Genomic DNA, 17,263 nt, shown 5'->3' on the forward strand with positions numbered 1-17,263 from the left:
TGCCAGGGGAGGAGGCGCGCCCGCCGGACGGTCAGGCCGCCACTCGTGCCGTCCCGCGCAGGCCGAGGGTGAGGCTGCCGGCCAGGAGCACGACGCCGGACAGCACCCCGCTGACAATCGGCACCCACGCCAGCGCGGGCGTGCCGGCCAGGACGAGACCGCCGACGCCGAGCACCGTGAGCGCCACGCCCGGCACGGCGATGCTCCAGTCCTTCCAGATCGGCGCCAGCGCGACGAAGTGCGCGCCCACCACGAACGCCACCCACGCCACGTTCCCCTCCTCGGGACGTCCGAGCGCGGCCAGCACCCGCAGCCCGCCGAACAGCAGGACCGCCTCGACCACGACCACGGCCAGGTAGCCGGGCCCGAACATGCCCCGCCGTCCGGACGGGGCGGGACGTCCCGCGCGCGCGGCGCGGAACCACATCGCGAGCACGGCCGCCGCCGCCAGGCACGCGGCGCCCCGCAGGAGGTTCGCGGTCACGGGGCCGAGGGGGTCGTGCGCGTTGACGACGACGAACACCGCGCCGAACACCGCGCCGACCAGCAATCCAGTCATTCTCTGCATGACGTCCATCGAAGCGCCCGCCGCGATCCGCCCGCGCGGGGGCTGGACCGAGTACGGGGTAGCCCTGTCCCTACCCCACCGCCGCGTGGTGCGGGATGGCCCTAGCGCGCCACGCCGCGCAGGTAGGCCAGCACGGCCAGCACCCGGCGGTTGTCGTCCTCGGTCGCGGGCAGGTCGAGCTTGGTGAACACGGAGGCCACGTGCTTCCCGACGGCCGCCTCCGTGATCGACAGGGCACGGGCCACGGCGCTGTTGGAACGGCCCTCGGCGATCAGCGCGAGCACCTCCCGCTCCCGGGGCGACAGCTGGTACGCCGGCTCGGTGACCTCCCTGGCCCGCGCCCACGACAGCTCGAACAGGTCGATGAGAGCCGCGATCAGCCCCTGCTGCCTGATCATCAGCGCGCCCGGCGTGTGAGCGATCGGGGTGATCCGGACGAACGCCACCGAGCGGTCGAAGATGAGGAGCTGCTGGATCGGCTCGTCGATGACCCGGTGCAGGTCCCCGGCGGCGTGCAGCTCCTTGATCCGGGCGGCCTTGCGCGGGTCGTCCAGCATGCTCGAATGGACGATCGTGCGCATCGCCAGCCCGTGCCCCAGGGCGTCGAGCACGGTACGCCTGCTGCGCTGCTCGTCGCGTCCCTGCTCGGGCGAGCCCACCGGGTGCATGGCCCGCAGCTCGGCCGCCGAGCGGGTGGCGCGCAGGATGTGCCGGCGGACGAGCTCGGCGTCCTCCAGCCGCTCGACGTCCACGGGTATGCCGCGCAGCTCGCCGACCACCTCTTCCAGGCGGCGGGCGAGGCTGTCCAGCGACTGACTCTCGGTCACGCTCCTCCTCCGCACGCGAAGCCCATTCTCTCCGCCCGGCTCAGCAATGCCCAAATCAACGCAGGGACGCCCGAACCGCCGAAAGGGCGCCGCCCTATCGGACGGCGCCCCGGTTCGCGGGACCGCTGAGCGGCCTGGATCAGTCGCGCGGGTCCCAGCCGTCGGTGTCGACGTCCAGGTCGAGCCCGTCGGCGATGTCGCCCCAGTCGGCGAACTTGAAGTTGGTGTTCTCCCGGTCCGCCGTGGCCGGCGTGTTCACGCCGTCGTGGGCGATGAACAGGCCCTCGTCGAACTCGCCCAGCGGCACGTTGAGCACGGTCGAGCCGTCGCTCACCTCCGAGCCGTCGATGCCGTTCGCCTCGCCGACGCGGAACTGGCCGAGGTAGGAGTTGGAGCCCTCCCTGCGGTAGACGGCGAAGGTGTTGTCACCCTGGCTGGAGGCCAGCAGATAGCCCTTGCCGTCCTCGCGGTAGTAGATGGTCAGGCCCTCGGCGTCCGCGGTGAGGTGCTTGCCGCCGTAGCCGGGGTCGGCGCCGGGGGTGCACTCCTCGGTCGCGGGGTCGTACGTGCCGGGGACGCCGTACTCGCGGACCTTGTCCACCAGGACGGGCGTGCCGGTGAGGTCGGCGCGCACGCGCCAGATGCCGACGTCCTCCTGGGCGGCGTAGAGCACGTCCCGCTCCTGGTCCACGACCATGCCCTCGACCTGTGCCTGCTCGTCCGGCTCAAGGCAGGGGGACCAGGTCTGGCCGTTCGGCAGGGTGAAGGAGTTGGGCAGGGTCAGTGTCCTGACGAGCTGGTAGCCGATCTTGCCGCCCGGCTTGGCGAGCAGCTTGACCAGGCCGACCGAGGTCTTGTGGCGGCGGCTGACCAGCGCGTACGTGCCGGTGGAGTCCTTCCAGGCAGCCAGGCCGTAGGCCGTCTCCGCGTCGTTGACCTGCTGCTGCGTCGCGTTGAACACGAACGGCGCGGCCGGGTCGGTCACGTCGGTGAGGTGGCCGTGCGAGATGGAGTAGATGCGCAGTGTGTCCCGGCCGCGGTCGGAGACGATCGCCAGGTCCCTGCCGCCGAAGCCGTAGGTGACGTCGACGTTGTTGAAGCGGCCCGCCTCGTCGTCCGGCCCTGGGGCGGCGGGCGCCGGCAGGTGCTGAAGTTGCTGCCCGTCGAGGTCGTAGACGTAGAGGCCGCCCTTCTTGGCGGTGGCGATCACCACGCTGTCCTCGGAGTCGGACGGGTCCACCCAGATCGCGGGGTCGTCGCCGTTGGCGTCGCCGCCGGCCGCGTCGTCGTAGAGGGAGGGGGTTTCGACTTCGGGATACACGGTCGCCACGCCGGAACCGGCCGCGGGTAAGGCGGTCCCGCCAACCATGGCCAACATCAGGGCTGCCAGGGAGAGCCTGGACAGGGGACGCATTGCGCCTCCTCGTTCGGGGTGTTGATGTTGCCCCAGAACGTAACGACAGTTTTACAAGAAATCAATACGTCATCCTTATGTCAGGACATTAAGTGTTACACCTGAGCCAGGGCATGCCGAACGGCCCGGCCGGAGGCTCCCGGCCGGGCGGTCCTCGGCCGCGCTAGCTGCGGTTGACGCGCCAGAAGTCGGACATGGTCTGGCGGTTCCGCAGGTCGCCGAGCAGGCCCTCGGGGTCGGTGTGGAAGAGCTGGCCCTGCCAGTCGGACAGGCCGGGCGGGGTGACCATCGGCTTGACCGTGCTGTTGCCCGAGACACCGCCCTCGCCGATCTCGTGCTTGACGCCTTCCTCGGTCATGATGAAGTGCACGAACAGTTTTGCCGCGTTCGGGTGCTTGCTCTTGGTGGCGATCGCCGCGTACTTCGGGTAGCTGAACCCGACGAAGGGGGTCATCCCCTCGCAGGCGGCCTGATGGTAGCCCTTGTCCTCGTTGTTGCGGAACTTCGAGATCGACATGAAGCCGATCTTCTTGTCGGTGGCGGCCGGCGCGCCCACCGCGGCGGAGATGTCCTCGTCCGAGCCTGTCAGCACCGGCTTGTTGAGGGACATCCGCTTGATCCACTCCAGGGCGGCGCTCTTCTCCTCGGTCTTCAGCGGCTTGCCGTACTTGGCCTGGTAGGCCTGTTCGAGCGCCTGGTTGCCGTACGCGTCGAGCTGGGTGAAGAACGACAGCACGGTCGGCTTGCCGAGCGGGTCCTGCATCACCAGCTTGCCGGACCACTCCGGGTCGGTCAGGTCCCAGACGTTCTTCACCGGGCAGCCGCCGGGGGAGAGCTTGGTGTTGTAGCCGAAGACCGTCGCCTTGGAGAGCGCGAGCAGCGGGTTCTGGTTCTCGGCCGGGATCTGGTCCTTCAGGTCCGCGGGGATCCAGGTCTGCGTGACGCCCTGCGGCGCGAGCTGGCCGACCAGGACGCCGCCGTCCTCGTACATGGCCGCGTCGATGGTGACGTTGTCGGCGGCGTGTTCCCTGGTCATCTTCTCGGCCGTCTGCGGGGTGTCCGACTTCACCCCCTCCATGGCGATGCCGTACTTCGCGGTGAACGCCTTGGCCACTTCCTCGATGTCGCCGCTGGAGTCGTAGACCAGGACGCTGCCTTCCTTCTTCGCGGCGGAGACCAGCGCCTCCAGGTCGAAGTTCGCATCGAGTGACGGGCCGGGCAGCGCCTTGGCCGTCGCCGCCGCCGACGGTCCTCCGCCTGCGGTGGAGGGCGCGCACGCCACGGCGGCGGTCGCCAGCAACGCCATGGAGATGATCTTCCCGGTACGCCTCATGATGGCGTCACTCCTCTTGCCTCTCGGGTTCGCAGGCGCCGCGCCAGCCCCGACCGGCGCCATTGTGTGCTCACGATGAACGTCACGTGAATAATTTGTCAAGACATTCTTACGTGGGGATCCAGCTACGGCCTTGCCGCCCAGCTACGACAGTTCATCCTTATGTCAGGACAAACCCTTGACTGTTCATCTCCTGTTCATCTAGAACTGGAGGCCCCCCTGGATGAGGAGCGATCATGCGTGTGGGTCTGCTGGGCCTTGGACGTATAGGCATGTTCCATGCCACAACGCTGTCCACCTTGGTTGACGAGCTTGTCGTGTCCGACGTGGACACGGCGAGGGCGGAGGAGGTGGCGCGGCGGCTCGGCGCCCGGACCGGCGACCCCTTCGACGCGGACGCGGTGGTGATCGCGACGCCGACCTCCGCCCACGCCGAGGCCCTGCTGCTGGCGTGCGAGCGGGGGGTGCCGGCGTTCTGCGAGAAGCCGGCCGCGCCGACCGTCAGGGAGACGTTACGGGTCGCCGAGGCCGTCGAACGGGCCGGGATCGGCGTGCACATCGGCTTCCAGCGCCGCTTCGACGCCGGGTACCGGGGCGCCCGCGAGGCGCTGCTGGCGGGCGAGCTCGGCGAGTTGCACCGCGTCCACATGCTGACCGGCGACCCCGCGCCCCCGCCCGCCGAGTACGTCGCCCAGTCCGGCGGCATCTTCCGCGACTGCCACATCCACGACTTCGACATCCTGCGCTGGGTCACCGGCCGCGAGGCGGACGTCGTGCAGGCGGTCGGCGCCAATCGCGGCGATCCGTACTTCGCCGCCGCCGGGGACGTCGACAACAGCGCCGCCCTGATCGTCATGGACGACGGCACGCTGGTCACCCTCCAGGGCTCCCGCTACAACGGCGCCGGCTACGACGTGCGCATGGAGCTGGCCGGCACGCTCGGCACCCGCGCCGTCGGGCTCGGCGACCGCACCCCGCTGCGCTCGGCCGAGGGCCTGAGCCCGGACGGGCCGCCGTGGCCGGACTTCCAGACCAGGTTCGAGGCCGCCTACGTCGCCGAGATGGGCGCGTTCCTGTCGATGGCCAGGGGCGAGAGCGAGAGCCCCTGCACCGTCCGCGACGCCCTGGCCGCCCTCTACCTGGCCGAGGCCGCCGACCTGGCGCGCCGCGAGGGCCGCCCGGTGCGCGTGCTGGAGGTGGCCAAGTGAGGATCGCCGCCGCACCGATCTCCTGGGGCGTGTGCGAGGTGCCCGGATGGGGACACCAGCTCACCGCCGACCGGGTGCTCGCCGAGATGGCCGAGCTGGGCCTGACCGCCACCGAACTGGGCCCCGAGGGCTTCCTTCCCGCCGACCGCGACCTGCTCGGCCGGTACGGGCTGCGCGCCGTGGGCGGATTCGTCCCCGCCGTCCTGCACGACCCCGCCCACGACCCGCTGCCCGCACTCCGCGCCACCTGGGCCTCCTTCGCCCCGGACGTGGTCGTCGTGCTGGCCGCGGCCACCGGCGCCGACGGCTACGACGCCCGTCCGGAGCTGGACGAGGCCGGCTGGCGCACCCTGCTCGGCAACCTCGACCGCGCCTTCCACGAGGCGAAGGGCGACGGCCGCGCGCTCACCCTGCACCCGCACGTCGGCACCATGGTCGAGACCGGCGAGGAGGTGGACCGGGTGCTCGGCGGCAGCGCCGTCCCGCTCTGCCTGGACACCGGCCACCTGCTCATCGGCGGCGGCGACCCGCTCGACCTCGTCACCCGCGCCCCCGAGCGGATCGCCCACGTGCACCTGAAGGACGTCGACGCCGCGCTCGCCGGACGCGTCCGGGCCGGCGAGCTGACCTACACCGACGCCGTCCGCGCCGGGATCTACCGCCGGCTCGGCCTCGGCGACGTGGACGTCCGGGGCATCGTCGAACGCCTGACCGCCGCCGGGTACGACGGCTGGTACGTCATGGAGCAGGACGTCGTCCTCGACGCCGAGCCCGCGGCGGGCGCCGGCCCGGCCGACGACGTACGGGCGGGCGTGGCGTTCCTGCGGGGCCTGGCATGAGCGCCCTCGACGTGCTGACGATGGGCAGGGTGGGCGTGGACGTCTACCCGCTCCAGAGCGGCGTGTCGCTGCGCCACGTGGAGACGTTCGGCAAGTACCTGGGCGGCAGCCCCACCAACGTGGCCGTCGCCGCCGCCCGCCTGGGCCGCTCCAGCGCGGTGATCACGCGGACCGGCGACGACCCGTTCGGCGCGTTCGTCCACGACGCGCTGCGCTCGTACGGCGTGGACGACCGCCTGGTCGGCGCCGCGCCAGGCCGGCCGACCCCGGTCACGTTCTGCGAGATCAGGCCGCCCGACGACTTCCCGCTCTACTTCTACCGCCAGGACGCGCCCGACCTGGAGATCACACCCGGCGACCTCGACCTGACGGCCGTCACCGAGGCGCGGCTGTTCTGGGCCACCGTGACCGGCCTGTCGGCCGAGCCGTCCCACGCCGCCCACCTGGCCGCCTGGCGGGCCCGCGGGCGCGCCCGGCACACCGTGCTCGACCTGGACTACCGGCCCATGTTCTGGGCCGGCGCGGCCGCCGCCCGCGAACGGGTGCGGGAGGCGCTCGCGCACGTCACCGTTGCGGCCGGCAACCTCGACGAGGTCGAGGTGGCCACCGGCACCCGCGACCCGCGCGCGGCCGGCGAGACCCTGCTGGCCGCGGGCGTCGAACTGGCCATCGTCAAGCAGGGCGCGGACGGCGTGCTCGGCATGACCGCCACCGAGACCGTACGGGTGCCGCCCGTGCCCGTCGAGGTGGTCAACGGGCTCGGGGCCGGCGACGCCTTCGGCGGCGCCCTGTGCCACGGCCTGCTCGAAGGCTGGCCGCTGGAGCGCACCCTGCGCTTCGCCAACGCCGCCGGCGCGATCGTCGCCGGACGCCTGGCCTGCGCGCCCGCGATGCCCACGGCGGACGAGGTCGAGGCCGTCCTGTCCGCCCCCCTCTCGGAAGGAGCCGCCACGCATGCGTGAGCAGGACTACCGGCGGCTGCTCGACCAGCGCGCCTGGCAGCCGGAGCGTATAGCCGAGGCGGCGGCGGCCCGCCGGCGCAGGCCGCTCAGGAACGGCAGGGAGCAGTTGCTCATCATCGCCGCCGACCATCCGGCCCGCGGCGCCCTCGGCGTGGCCGGCCACCCGATGGCGATGCGCAGCCGCGCCGACCTGCTCGACCGGCTCATGACCGCCCTGTCCAGGCCCGGCGTGGACGGCGTGCTGGCCACCCCCGACATCGTCGAGGACCTGCTGCTGCTCGGCGCCCTCGACGACAAGATCGTCATCGGCTCGATGAACCGCGGCGGCGTGGCCGGCTCGGTGTTCGAGTTCGACGACCGCTTCACCGCCTACGACGCCCCCTCCATCGCCGCGATGGGCCTCGACGGCGGCAAGATGTTGTGCCGGATCGCCCTGGAGGACAGCGCCACCGCCGCCACCCTGGCGAGCTGCGGCCAGGCGGTCACCGACCTGGCCAGGCACGGCCTGATGGCGATGGTCGAGCCGTTCTGGTCCAGGCGGCAGGACGGCGCCGTGCGGCACGACCTGTCGCCCGAGGCCGTCATCCACTCCATCAGCGTCGGCCAGGGGCTCGGCGCCACCTCCGCCCGCACCTGGCTGAAGATCCCGGTCGTGCGCGACATGGAACGCGTCGTGGAGTCCACGACGCTGCCCGTGCTGCTGCTGGGCGGCGACTCCGGCCAGGACTCCGGCGAGATGTACGACTCCTGGCGCAAGGCGCTGCGCCTGCCCGGCGTCCGCGGCCTGGTGGTCGGCCGGGCGCTGCTCTACCCGCCCGACGGCGACGTGGCAGCCGCCGTGGACACCGCGCTCGGCCTGCTGGAGGGCGGCGTGCCCGATCTCGTGCAAGGAGGTGCCTCATGAGGCTGACCACCGCTCAGGCGCTGACCCGCTTCCTCGCCAACCAGTGGTCGGAGCGCGACGGCGTCGAGCAGCGGCTGATCGCCGGCGTGCTCGGGATCTTCGGCCACGGCAACGTCGCGGGCATCGGCCAGGCGCTGGCCGAGCAGGGCGCGGGCACGCGCGACCCGCTGCCGTACTACCTGGCCCGCAACGAGCAGGCCATGGTCCACACGGCCGTCGGCTACGCCCGTACCCGTGCGCGGCTGTCCACCTTCGCCTGCACGACGTCCATCGGGCCCGGCGCCACCAACCTGGTCACCGGCGCGGCGCTGGCGACGATCAACCGGGTGCCGGTCCTGCTGCTGCCCGGTGACGTCTTCGCCACCCGCGCCCCCGGCCCGGTGCTGCAGGAGCTGGAGGACCCCCGGTCCTACGACGTGTCGGTCAACGACTCGCTGCGCCCGGTGTCGCGCTTCTTCGACCGGATCAACCGGCCCGAGCAGCTCCCGTCCGCGCTGCTGGCGGCGATGCGGGTGCTGACCGACCCCGCCGAGACGGGCGCGGTCACGCTGGCGCTGCCCCAGGACGTGCAGGCCGAGGCGTACGACTGGCCCGAGGAGCTGTTCGCCCGCCGGGTGTGGCACGTCGCCCGGCCGGTGCCCGAGCCGGCCGCGCTGGCCAGGGCCGAGCAGTTGCTGCGCGGCTCCCGCAGGCCGCTGATCGTGGCCGGCGGCGGGGTCAGGTACAGCCGGGCGTGGGCGGAGCTGACCCGCTTCGCCGAGAACCACGGCGTGCCGGTGGGCGAGACCCAGGCGGGCAAGGGCGCGCTGCCGTACGACCACCCCTGCGCGGCCGGCGCGATCGGCCACACCGGCACCGACGCGGCCAACACCCTGGCCCGTGAGGCCGACCTGGTCATCGGCGTCGGCACCCGCTACACCGACTTCACCACCGCCTCCAGGACCCTGTTCGGCCAGGCCGCCTTCCTCAACGTCAACGTCACCGCCTTCGACGCGGCCAAGAACGCGGGCGCCACGCTCGTCGCCGACGCCCGCGAGGCCCTGCGCGCCCTCGACGAGACGGACTGGCGGGCCGACCCCGAATGGACCCACCGGGCCGCCGCCCTGGCCGCCGCCTGGCAGTCGGAGATCGGCCACACCTACGCGGGCCCCGAGCTCACCCAGCCCGTCATGCTCGGCATCCTCAACGAGGTCGCCGAGGGCGGCGTGGTGGTCAACGCGGCCGGCTCGATGCCGGGCGACCTGCACCGCCTCTGGCGGCCCGCCGACCCCGAGCAGTACCACGTCGAGTACGGCTACTCGTGCATGGGCTACGAGATCGCCGGCGGCCTCGGGGTGAAGCTGGCCGCGCCGGAACGCGAGGTGTTCGTGCTGGTCGGCGACGGGTCGTACCTGATGATGGCGCAGGAGATCGCGACCGCCGTGCAGGAGCGGATCAAGCTGGTGATCGTCCTGGTGGACAACCGGGGGTTCGCCTCCATCGGCAACCTCAGCGAGTCGGTGGGCGCGCGGCGGCTCGGCACCGCGTACCGGACCCGCGGGCCCGGCGGCGACCTCGACGGCGAGCCGCTGCCGGTGGACCTCGCCGCCAACGCCGCCAGCCTGGGCGCCGACGTGCTGCGCGCCGACGGCCACGAGTCACTGCGGGCCGCCCTGGTCAAGGCCAAGGAGTCGGCCAGGACCACCGTCGTGTACGTGGAGCCCGTCCCCGGCGGCGGCCCCGGCGCGCAGGCGTGGTGGGACGTGCCGGTCGCGGAGGTGTCCGGGCTGCCCGACGTCCGGGCCGCGCGCGAGCGCTACGACGAGGCCAAGCGCGACCAGCGGCCCTACCTCTGATGGGCTGGACGCTGGCCTTCGCCGCGGTGGCCACCCTGTTCGTGCTGATCAGCGGGGCCAACGACGGCGCCACGCTGATCGGCCTCGGCCTGCGCTTCCCGCGCACGCCCGGCTGGGCGGCCGCCGCGCTGCTCGTCGTGGTCCTGTTCGCCGGGCCGTACGTGCTGGGCGTCGCGGTCGCGCGGACCTTCACCGAGGGGCTCGCGGGGCTCGACTCCAGGAGCGGCGCGGCCGTGTTCCTGGCCGGCGTGGCGATCGCCGTCGTGGTGGTGGCGGTGCTGACCGGCAAGGGGCTGCCCACCAGCCTGACGCTGGCGGTGATCGGCGGGATCGCGGGCGCCGGGCTCGGCGCGGGGCTGCCGGTGGCCTGGGCAGGGCTGGTCACGGTCCTGGCGATCGGGGCGTGCGCGCCGCTGGTCGGGCTGGGGCTCGGTTACCTGCTGGGGACCGCGTCCAGGCGGGTGCCGTCCTCGCGCCGGATGCCGGGGCTGGTGCTGGCCGCCCACCTGGTGGCCTACGCGGCCCAATGCCTGGCCTACGCCGTCAACGACGGCCAGAAGATGATCGCCGTCGTGAGCGTCGCCGTGGACGTGGGCCGCAACGGACTCGGCCGGGTCGGGCCCGTGCAGGTCGCGCCGGGGTGGATGGCCGTGCTGGTGGCGCTGTTCCTCGCCGGGGCGCTCACCACGCTGCCCCGGGTGGGTGAGCGGGTCGGCCGTGGCCTGGTCGTCACCCGGCCGCTGCACGTGCTGTCGGCCGAGACGGCGGCCACCGGCGCCGTCCTCGGCAGCTCGGCCCTGGGCAGCCCGGTCAGCATGACCCAGTCCGTGACGGCCGGAGTCGTCGGCGTGGTGGCAAGCGAAGGAAGCAGGAGGGTGCGATGGCAGGGAGTGCTGAACATGGGTACGGCGTGGCTGGTCACGCTGCCGTCGTCCATGGCCCTGGGCGCCCTGGCCGGGCTCGGCCTGAGGCTGCTGTGAGCAGCGGGAGGAGCCGCCGGCTCGCCCGCGTCTGGGACGACCTGCGCGGCCGGTCGGGACGCCGGGTGATCGACCTCGTCCGCGGCCAGGTCGCCGTGGCCAGGGAGGGAGCCGTGCTGGCCTGCTCGGCCGCCTCGGGCGCGACCGGTCAGGCCGCCGCCCGCGCCCGGATGGCCGAGGTCGAGCACGAGGGCGACGCGGCGCGGGCCGAGCTCGTCCGGGCGCTGAGACGGGTCCTGGCCACCCCCATCGACAGGGAGGACCTGTTCCGGCTCTCCCGCTCGATCGACGACGTGCTGGACCAGCTACGCGACTTCGTGCGCGAGGCGGACCTGTTCGGGCCCGCCGACCTCACCTTCGCCACCGAGCCGCTGGGCGCCGTCATCGACGGCCTGGACCAGCTGGACCGCGCCCTGCTGAAGATCACCGGCGACCCCGGCTCGGTCACCGTGGCCGTGCTCGCCACCCGCAAGTCCCGCAGCCGCGTCCGCCAGCTCCACCAGGCCCGGCTCACCGAGCTGTTCGCCGGCCCGCTGGACATGGACACCTTGCGCGAACGCGAACTGCTCTCCCGACTCGACGCCGTGGGCCGGCGGCTCGGCGAGGCCGCCGACGCCCTCGCCGACGCCATGCTCAAACGAAGCCACTGAAGACCCCCCGAAGGAAGACCCATGGCTGTTCTGACCAAGACGGAACCGCCGCCTCGCCCGCCGAGACGGCGCCGACTCCGCTACCGCCTCCAGGTCCTGCGGCACGACCCGACCGCCGCGCTCGGCCTGATCCTCGTCGTCCTGCTCGCCTACCTCGTCGTCGCCCCTCTGATCGCGGTCCTGTCGGACGCCGTCCGCCTCCAGTTCGGCGACGAGTTGCACGCCGGCCAGCAGCCGGGGGAGTGGACGGGCTACTACCTGTGGCGGGTCTTCCGCTCGCAGATCAGCGGTCTGCTGTTCTGGGGGCCGCTGGTCAACACGCTGGTGGTCGCGGTCGGCACCGTCCTGTTCGCGCTGCTGCTCGGCGGCGGGATGGCCTGGCTGGTGACCCGCACCAACGTGCCCGGCCGCAAGTGGCTGGCCGGGGCGCTGGTGGTGCCGTACATGCTGCCGTCGTGGACGTTCTCGCTGGCCTGGTTGACGCTGTTCAAGAACGCGCGGGCCGGCGGGCAGGTGGGCTTCCTGGAGTCGGCCGGCGTGCGCACCCCCGACTGGCTGGCCTACGGACCGCTGCCGATCATCGTCACGCTGGGGCTGCACTACTACCCGTTCGTGCTGCTGCTGGTCGGCAACGCGCTGCGCAGGATCGACGTCCAGCTTGAGGACTCGGCCCGGATCCTCGGGGCGCCGCGGCGCGTCGTCGTGCGGCGGATCGTGGTGCCGCTGATGCTGCCCGCGCTCTCCTCGGCCGTGCTGCTCGTGGTCGGCCGGGTGCTCGGCACGTTCGGCACCCCGTACGTGCTCGGCCTGCCCGCCGACTACCAGGTGCTGTCCACCGGGCTGTTCCAGTCGATCAGGGACCGCAGCACCGGCGTGGCCTCCGTGCTCGCCACCGTCATCGTGATCATCGGCGTGCTGATCGTCTTCACCGACATGCGGCTGATGCGCGAGCAGCGCAGGTTCGTCACCGTGGGCGGCAAGGGCGCGATGGACCGGCTGGGCGACCTGCGCGGCTGGCGCTGGCCGGCGTTCGCGCTGGGCGCGGTGGTGTTCGTGGTCAGCGTGCTGATCCCGGTGCTCACGTTGCTGCTGTCCACGCTCACCCGCACGCCGCTGGACCTGTCCACCCTGACGCTCGACTACTGGATCGCCGACCGGCTCCCCGGCGCGGTCGGGTTCCCGCACGGCATCCTGCGCGGCTCCGAGCTGTGGCAGGCCGCCTGGAACTCGTTGCGCATCGTCGGCCTGGCCTCGCTGATCTGCGCGGTCGCCGGCCTGCTCATCGGGTACGTGGTGGTCCGCGGCACCGCCCCGCGCATCGCCGGGTTCCTGCGCCAGGTGTCGTTCCTGCCGTACCTCATCCCCGGCATCGCCTTCGCGGCCGCCTCGCTGTCGCTGTTCGCGGTCGCCCGCGGGCCCGTCCCGGCGCTGTACGGGACGACGTTCCTGCTGATCCTGGTCATGGCGGTCACGCATCTTCCGTACAGCTCGCGCTCGGGCATCGCGGCGATGATGCAGCTCGGCCGGGAGCCGGAGGAGGCCGCGCAGATCGCCGGGGCGTCCTGGTGGCACCGGATGCGGCGGATCATCTTCCCGATCCAAAAGGGCGCCCTGGTCACCGGGATCGTGTTGCCGTTCATCTCGGGGCTGAAGGAGCTCAGCATCGTCGTGATGCTGACCACCACCGGCACCCAGCTCCTCACGACGCTCTCCATCGGCCTGGTCGACTACGGATACACGCAGCTCGCCAACGGCGTCGTCCTCATGATCGCTTTGCTCTCCTTCACCATGACTTCCCTGACCCAGCGGCTGACCAAGAGCAGCCTGGCGTCCGGCCTAGGAGGATAGATGCCGAACATCACCTTGAGCGCAGTCTCCAAGAGCTACGGCGGCGGCGACCACGCGGTGAAGAACCTCGACCTCGTGGTCCCCGACGGCGCCTTCATGTGCCTGCTCGGCCCCTCCGGCTGCGGCAAGACCACCACGTTGCGCATGATCGCCGGCCTTGAACAGCCCACCGCGGGCAGCATCGCCGTCGGCGACCGCGTCCTGGACTCGGTCGAGCAGGGGGTCTACGTCCCGCCCGAGAAGCGGGCCATGGGGCTGGTCTTCCAGAACTACGCGCTCTGGCCGCACCTGTCGGTGCGCGACAACGTGGAATTCGGGCTGCGCATGCGCAAGGTCCCGGGCCCCGAGCGGCGCGCGCGGGCCGAGGCGGCGCTGAAGATGGTGCACGTCGACGCCGCCATGGACCGTTACCCCTCCCAGCTGTCCGGCGGCCAGCAGCAGCGCGTCGCCCTGGCCAGGATGCTCGCGGTCAACCCGTCCGTGCTGCTGCTGGACGAGCCGCTGTCCAACCTCGACGCCCGGCTGCGCCTGGAGATGCGGGCCGAGCTCAAGCGCATCCACGAGGAGTCCGGCGCGACGATCGTCTTCGTCACCCACGACCAGCTCGAAGCCCTCACCATGGCCACCGACGTCGCCGTCATGAACGAGGGCGAGCTGCAGCAGCTCGCCGCTCCCATGGAGATGTACGAGCGGCCCGCCAACCGGTTCGTCGCGGAGTTCGTCGGCAGCCCGCCGATGGCCATCGTGGACACCGGGCCCGCGCCCGGCGGGCTGGCCGGGTCACTGCTGCGGTTCGTGGCGGCGCGCGACCCGGAGGTCACCCCGTCCGCCGTCGGCATCCGGCCCGAGGCGCTGCGGCTCGGCGCGCCGCCCGCCGCCGCCTGGAGCGAGGACGCGCTGGTCGAGGCCGTGCTGCCGGCCGGCTCCTCCTGGACGGTACGGCTGCGCGTCCTGGACACCGAGCTGTTCGCCCTGTCGTACACGCCGGTGCGGGCCGCGCCCGGCGACGTGCTGCCCTGCTGGACCGAGCAGCTCCACCTCTTCGGCGCGGACGGCGCCCGCCTCTCCTCCTGGGACCGGGCGGGGGTGACCGCGTGATCCGTCCCAAGGCGCTGCTCCTGGACTTCGGGGGCGTGATCGTCGAGACCGCCAAGCGACCGTCCTGGGCGGCCGAACTGGCCGCCGAGGTGCACACCATGCTGGCCAGGACCGGGTTCGACGGCCTGACGGCCGCGGACGTCGAGAGCGACATCCGCGCCGGTGCACGAGCCGACAAGTACTGGAAGGACTCCACCTCCCGGCAGTTCGCGCCCGAGGAGATGACGCACCGCCGATTCTGGGCCGAGTTCGTCGCCACCGACTGGCCCGAGCAGGCCCGCACGCTGGTCTCCGTCGAGGCGACGCCCCTGTGCAGGCGCATGGGCGAGCTGCGCAGCGACAGGAAACTGCGCACCGGCATGGAGGAGCTGCTGAACGCCTGCCTGCGGAACGGCGTCGTCCCCGCCGTCGTCAGCAACGCCCTGTGCGGGGCCGTGCACCGCGACTACCTGGCCGGCAGCGGCCTGGACCACCTGGTCGCGGCGCAGGTCTACAGCGACGAGGTCGGCGTGCGCAAGCCGAACCCCGAGATGATCCGGCTCGCCTGCCGCGCCCTCGGCGTCGACCCCGCCGAGACCTGGTACGTCGGCGACAACTACGACCGGGACGTGATCTGCGGCGCCCGGGCCGGGGTGGGGGCGACCGTCCTGATGGTGTCCGCGAGCACCGACAAGATCCCTTATCCGGTGCGGCAGCGCCCTCAGGCCACGGTCGAGGACCCCCGCGCCCTGCTGAGCCTCCTGGAGGAGACATGGACGTGAACACCTCGCGCGAGCTGGCCGCCATCGCGGCCGAGGCGGCCAGGGCGGTCGGCGACAGGCTGCGCGGCGCCTTCCGCTCCCGGCCCGAGATCCAGACCAAGCGCGACTTCCACGACCCGGTGACCGAGCACGACAAGGCGGCCGAGGAGGGCATCCGCGAGGTCATCGACCGGCTCTGCCCCGACAGCGTCGTGGTGGGCGAGGAGGGCGGCACCAGGGGAGAGGGCGCCGTCAGCTGGTACGTCGACCCCATCGACGGCACCGCCAACTTCGCCGTCGGCCTGCCGTTCTTCTGCACCTCGATCGCCGCCGCCGTGGACGGCGAGGTGGTGGCCGGGGTGATCTACGATCCGGTGCGCGACGACGAGTTCACCGCCTGGCTCGGCGGGGCCGTCTGCAACGGTGAGCCGCTGCGCAGCGCGGGCGCCCGTTCCGACCGCGAGGCGGTGCTGCTGTCCAGTTACCCCACGCCGCGCGACCTGGCCGAGGACGAGGAGGGCGCGCTGCGCCGCTTCTCCAGGATGACCCAGTCGTTCGCGACCATTCGCCGTCCCGGAAGTGCCGCGCTCAAGCTCGCCCACGTCGCGGCCGGATGGTCCGACGTCGCGTACGGCACCCGCGTCAACGCCTGGGACGTCGCGGCCGGATCCCTGCTGGTCAGGCAGGCCGGCGGTGTCTACATCCCGCTGTCGGGCAGCGTCTTCGAGCCGGGCGGCTACCTCGCCTGCGTCGGCGGGTTCGACCTGGCCTCCTCGGTGCTGGCCGACGTGGCCGACGTGGCCGCCGGGGCCGCCGACGTCGCCGGGGTGGGGAGCACGTCGTGATCCGCTGGATCGTGACCGACCTGGACGGCACGCTCGTCGGGCGCGACCTGGCCATGGTGCCCGCCGCCCGGGAGGCGCTGCGCCGCTACCGGGCCGCGGGCGGCGAGGTCGTCATCGCCACCGGCCGCATGGAACGCTCGGCCCGCCCCTACTACGACGAGCTGGGCCTGGACGGCCCGGCCATCCTCTACAACGGCGCCCGCACCGTGAACCTGGCGACCGGCGAGGTGCTGCGCTCCCGCCACCTGCCGGCCACCGCCTGGAAGACGCTGCTCGGCCTGTTCGGCGAGCTGCCCCCGGCCGTGTACCCGGTGGCGTTCTCCGGTGGGGAGGCGCTGGCCGTGGACGACGTCCCCGAGCTGCGGGACTACGCCCGTCGGGACGGCATCACGCTGCGCGACCCCGGCGACTGGGCGTCGCTGCCCCCCGACGGGATCACCAAGTGCATGCTGATCGGCGACCGCCTGCCGGCGTTGGACATCGCGGGCACGGTCACCGTCCGGTCGGAGGCGACGTACCTGGAGGTGCTGCCGGAGGGGGCGACCAAGGGCAGCGCCCTGCGCGAGCTGGCGAAGGCCCGGGGGGTGCCGCTGGAGCAGGTCGCCGCCATCGGCGACAACCCCAACGACATCGACATGATCCAGGCCGCCGGCGTGGGCATCGCGGTCGGAGACGGCCACCCGGACGTCCTGGCGGCGGCGGACGTGGTGTCGCGCCCCTGCGCCGAGGGCGCGCTCGTGGACGCGGTGGAACTGGCACTGGGAGAGGGAGAACGGTGAAGTCGGTCAAGCATTGGATCAACGGCGCCCTGACGGACGGCGGTGGCCGGACGGCGGAGGTCTTCAACCCGGCGACGGGTGAGGTCAGCGGTCATGTGGCGCTGGCGTCGGTGGCCGAGGTGGACGCGGCGGTCGCGGCGGCGGTGGCGGCTTTCCCGGCGTGGCGGGACGCCTCGCTGGTCAAGCGGGCGCAGGTGCTGTTCCGGTTCCGTGAGTTGATGGACGCCCATCGTGACGAGCTGGCCGCGTTGATCTCGGCCGAGCACGGCAAGGTGCACTCGGACGCGTTGGGGGAGGTGGCGCGCGGGCTGGAGGTGGTGGAGTTCGCGTGCGGGATTCCGCATCTGCTGAAGGGGGGTTTCTCCGAGGGTGTCTCGACGCGGGTGGATTCGTATTCGATGCGGCAGCCGTTGGGGGTGGTGGCGGGGATCAC

At 72.6% G+C, this 17,263-nt stretch carries 17 protein-coding genes; 13 read left to right on the forward strand and 4 right to left on the reverse strand.

Features of this window, described 5'->3' with window-relative positions; all coding sequences use genetic code 11:
• Nucleotides 1-31: 31 nt before the first annotated feature.
• From AB0J97_RS11880 to AB0J97_RS11895, 4 genes are all read right to left on the reverse strand, one after another.
• Nucleotides 32-568, reverse strand: a complete 537-nt coding sequence (locus tag AB0J97_RS11880; protein ID WP_364087336.1) for a hypothetical protein — start codon at nt 566-568, stop codon at nt 32-34.
• Between the two features lie 101 nt (nt 569-669).
• The gene (locus tag AB0J97_RS11885) at nt 670-1,395 is read right to left on the reverse strand and encodes a helix-turn-helix transcriptional regulator (RefSeq protein WP_357707993.1); all 726 of its coding nucleotides are present in this window, start codon (nt 1,393-1,395) and stop codon (nt 670-672) included.
• A 139-nt stretch (nt 1,396-1,534) separates the two neighbouring features.
• Nucleotides 1,535-2,809: a phytase gene (locus tag AB0J97_RS11890; protein WP_364087339.1), complete on the reverse strand. Its 1,275-nt coding sequence runs from the start codon at nt 2,807-2,809 to the stop codon at nt 1,535-1,537.
• Nucleotides 2,810-2,972: 163 nt separating this feature from the next.
• Entirely contained in the window at nt 2,973-4,142 is a 1,170-nt protein-coding gene (locus tag AB0J97_RS11895; protein WP_364087341.1) for an ABC transporter substrate-binding protein, read from the reverse strand.
• 236 nt (nt 4,143-4,378) lie between these two features.
• Here AB0J97_RS11895 and AB0J97_RS11900 point away from each other — a divergent pair, with 236 nt between their 5' ends.
• The 13 genes from AB0J97_RS11900 to AB0J97_RS11960 all read left to right on the forward strand — a co-directional run.
• Nucleotides 4,379-5,350, forward strand: a complete 972-nt coding sequence (locus tag AB0J97_RS11900; RefSeq protein ID WP_364087343.1) for a Gfo/Idh/MocA family oxidoreductase — start codon at nt 4,379-4,381, stop codon at nt 5,348-5,350.
• Nucleotides 5,347-6,189, forward strand: coding sequence for a TIM barrel protein (locus AB0J97_RS11905; protein ID WP_364087345.1), 843 nt, complete (start codon nt 5,347-5,349; stop codon nt 6,187-6,189). Before AB0J97_RS11900 ends, AB0J97_RS11905 begins: the two co-directional genes overlap by 4 nt.
• Nucleotides 6,186-7,151 (forward strand): 5-dehydro-2-deoxygluconokinase, encoded by a 966-nt coding sequence (iolC, locus tag AB0J97_RS11910; protein ID WP_364087347.1) that lies wholly within the window; start codon nt 6,186-6,188, stop codon nt 7,149-7,151. Before AB0J97_RS11905 ends, iolC begins: the two co-directional genes overlap by 4 nt.
• On the forward strand, nt 7,144-8,055 hold the full coding sequence (locus AB0J97_RS11915) for a deoxyribose-phosphate aldolase (RefSeq protein WP_364087349.1): 912 nt from the start codon (nt 7,144-7,146) through the stop codon (nt 8,053-8,055). The genes iolC and AB0J97_RS11915 overlap by 8 nt, the downstream gene beginning before the upstream one ends.
• Nucleotides 8,052-9,890 (forward strand): 3D-(3,5/4)-trihydroxycyclohexane-1,2-dione acylhydrolase (decyclizing), encoded by a 1,839-nt coding sequence (iolD, locus tag AB0J97_RS11920; protein ID WP_364087351.1) that lies wholly within the window; start codon nt 8,052-8,054, stop codon nt 9,888-9,890. The genes AB0J97_RS11915 and iolD overlap by 4 nt, the downstream gene beginning before the upstream one ends.
• A complete protein-coding gene (locus tag AB0J97_RS11925) occupies nt 9,890-10,870 on the forward strand; it encodes an inorganic phosphate transporter (RefSeq protein ID WP_364087353.1) in 981 nt (326 codons plus the stop codon). The genes iolD and AB0J97_RS11925 overlap by 1 nt, the downstream gene beginning before the upstream one ends.
• Complete coding sequence (locus tag AB0J97_RS11930) at nt 10,867-11,520, forward strand: DUF47 family protein (protein ID WP_364087355.1); 654 nt, start codon at nt 10,867-10,869, stop codon at nt 11,518-11,520. Before AB0J97_RS11925 ends, AB0J97_RS11930 begins: the two co-directional genes overlap by 4 nt.
• 21 nt (nt 11,521-11,541) lie before the next feature.
• Complete coding sequence (locus AB0J97_RS11935; protein ID WP_364087358.1) at nt 11,542-13,368, forward strand: iron ABC transporter permease; 1,827 nt, start codon at nt 11,542-11,544, stop codon at nt 13,366-13,368.
• The gene (locus AB0J97_RS11940; protein ID WP_364087360.1) at nt 13,369-14,466 is read left to right on the forward strand and encodes an ABC transporter ATP-binding protein; all 1,098 of its coding nucleotides are present in this window, start codon (nt 13,369-13,371) and stop codon (nt 14,464-14,466) included.
• On the forward strand, nt 14,463-15,227 hold the full coding sequence (locus AB0J97_RS11945; RefSeq protein ID WP_364087362.1) for an HAD family hydrolase: 765 nt from the start codon (nt 14,463-14,465) through the stop codon (nt 15,225-15,227). The genes AB0J97_RS11940 and AB0J97_RS11945 overlap by 4 nt, the downstream gene beginning before the upstream one ends.
• Nucleotides 15,218-16,051, forward strand: coding sequence for an inositol monophosphatase (locus AB0J97_RS11950; protein ID WP_364087364.1), 834 nt, complete (start codon nt 15,218-15,220; stop codon nt 16,049-16,051). The genes AB0J97_RS11945 and AB0J97_RS11950 overlap by 10 nt, the downstream gene beginning before the upstream one ends.
• Nucleotides 16,048-16,830, forward strand: coding sequence for a Cof-type HAD-IIB family hydrolase (locus tag AB0J97_RS11955; RefSeq protein WP_364087366.1), 783 nt, complete (start codon nt 16,048-16,050; stop codon nt 16,828-16,830). Before AB0J97_RS11950 ends, AB0J97_RS11955 begins: the two co-directional genes overlap by 4 nt.
• A partial coding sequence (locus AB0J97_RS11960; RefSeq protein ID WP_364087368.1) for an aldehyde dehydrogenase family protein occupies nt 16,827-17,263 on the forward strand: 437 nt, incomplete at its 3' end. The genes AB0J97_RS11955 and AB0J97_RS11960, both read left to right, overlap by 4 nt.

The organism is Nonomuraea sp. NPDC049607, from assembly GCF_040675375.1.
Lineage (GTDB): Bacteria > Actinomycetota > Actinomycetes > Streptosporangiales > Streptosporangiaceae > Nonomuraea.

What these genes read in the sequence shown, in the direction of transcription:
- iolD (WP_364087351.1), top strand. Translation starts at nt 8,052, where the DNA reads ATGAGGCTGACCACCGCTCAGGCGCTGACCCGCTTCCTCGCCAACCAG.
- AB0J97_RS11935 (WP_364087358.1), top strand. Translation starts at nt 11,542, where the DNA reads ATGGCTGTTCTGACCAAGACGGAACCGCCGCCTCGCCCGCCGAGACGG.
- AB0J97_RS11950 (WP_364087364.1), top strand. Translation starts at nt 15,218, where the DNA reads ATGGACGTGAACACCTCGCGCGAGCTGGCCGCCATCGCGGCCGAGGCG.
- AB0J97_RS11900 (WP_364087343.1), top strand. Translation starts at nt 4,379, where the DNA reads ATGCGTGTGGGTCTGCTGGGCCTTGGACGTATAGGCATGTTCCATGCC.
- AB0J97_RS11915 (WP_364087349.1), top strand. Translation starts at nt 7,144, where the DNA reads ATGCGTGAGCAGGACTACCGGCGGCTGCTCGACCAGCGCGCCTGGCAG.
- iolC (WP_364087347.1), top strand. Translation starts at nt 6,186, where the DNA reads ATGAGCGCCCTCGACGTGCTGACGATGGGCAGGGTGGGCGTGGACGTC.
- AB0J97_RS11890 (WP_364087339.1), bottom strand. Translation starts at nt 2,809, where the DNA reads ATGCGTCCCCTGTCCAGGCTCTCCCTGGCAGCCCTGATGTTGGCCATG.
- AB0J97_RS11940 (WP_364087360.1), top strand. Translation starts at nt 13,369, where the DNA reads ATGCCGAACATCACCTTGAGCGCAGTCTCCAAGAGCTACGGCGGCGGC.
- AB0J97_RS11895 (WP_364087341.1), bottom strand. Translation starts at nt 4,142, where the DNA reads ATGAGGCGTACCGGGAAGATCATCTCCATGGCGTTGCTGGCGACCGCC.
- AB0J97_RS11925 (WP_364087353.1), top strand. Translation starts at nt 9,890, where the DNA reads ATGGGCTGGACGCTGGCCTTCGCCGCGGTGGCCACCCTGTTCGTGCTG.
- AB0J97_RS11880 (WP_364087336.1), bottom strand. Translation starts at nt 568, where the DNA reads ATGCAGAGAATGACTGGATTGCTGGTCGGCGCGGTGTTCGGCGCGGTG.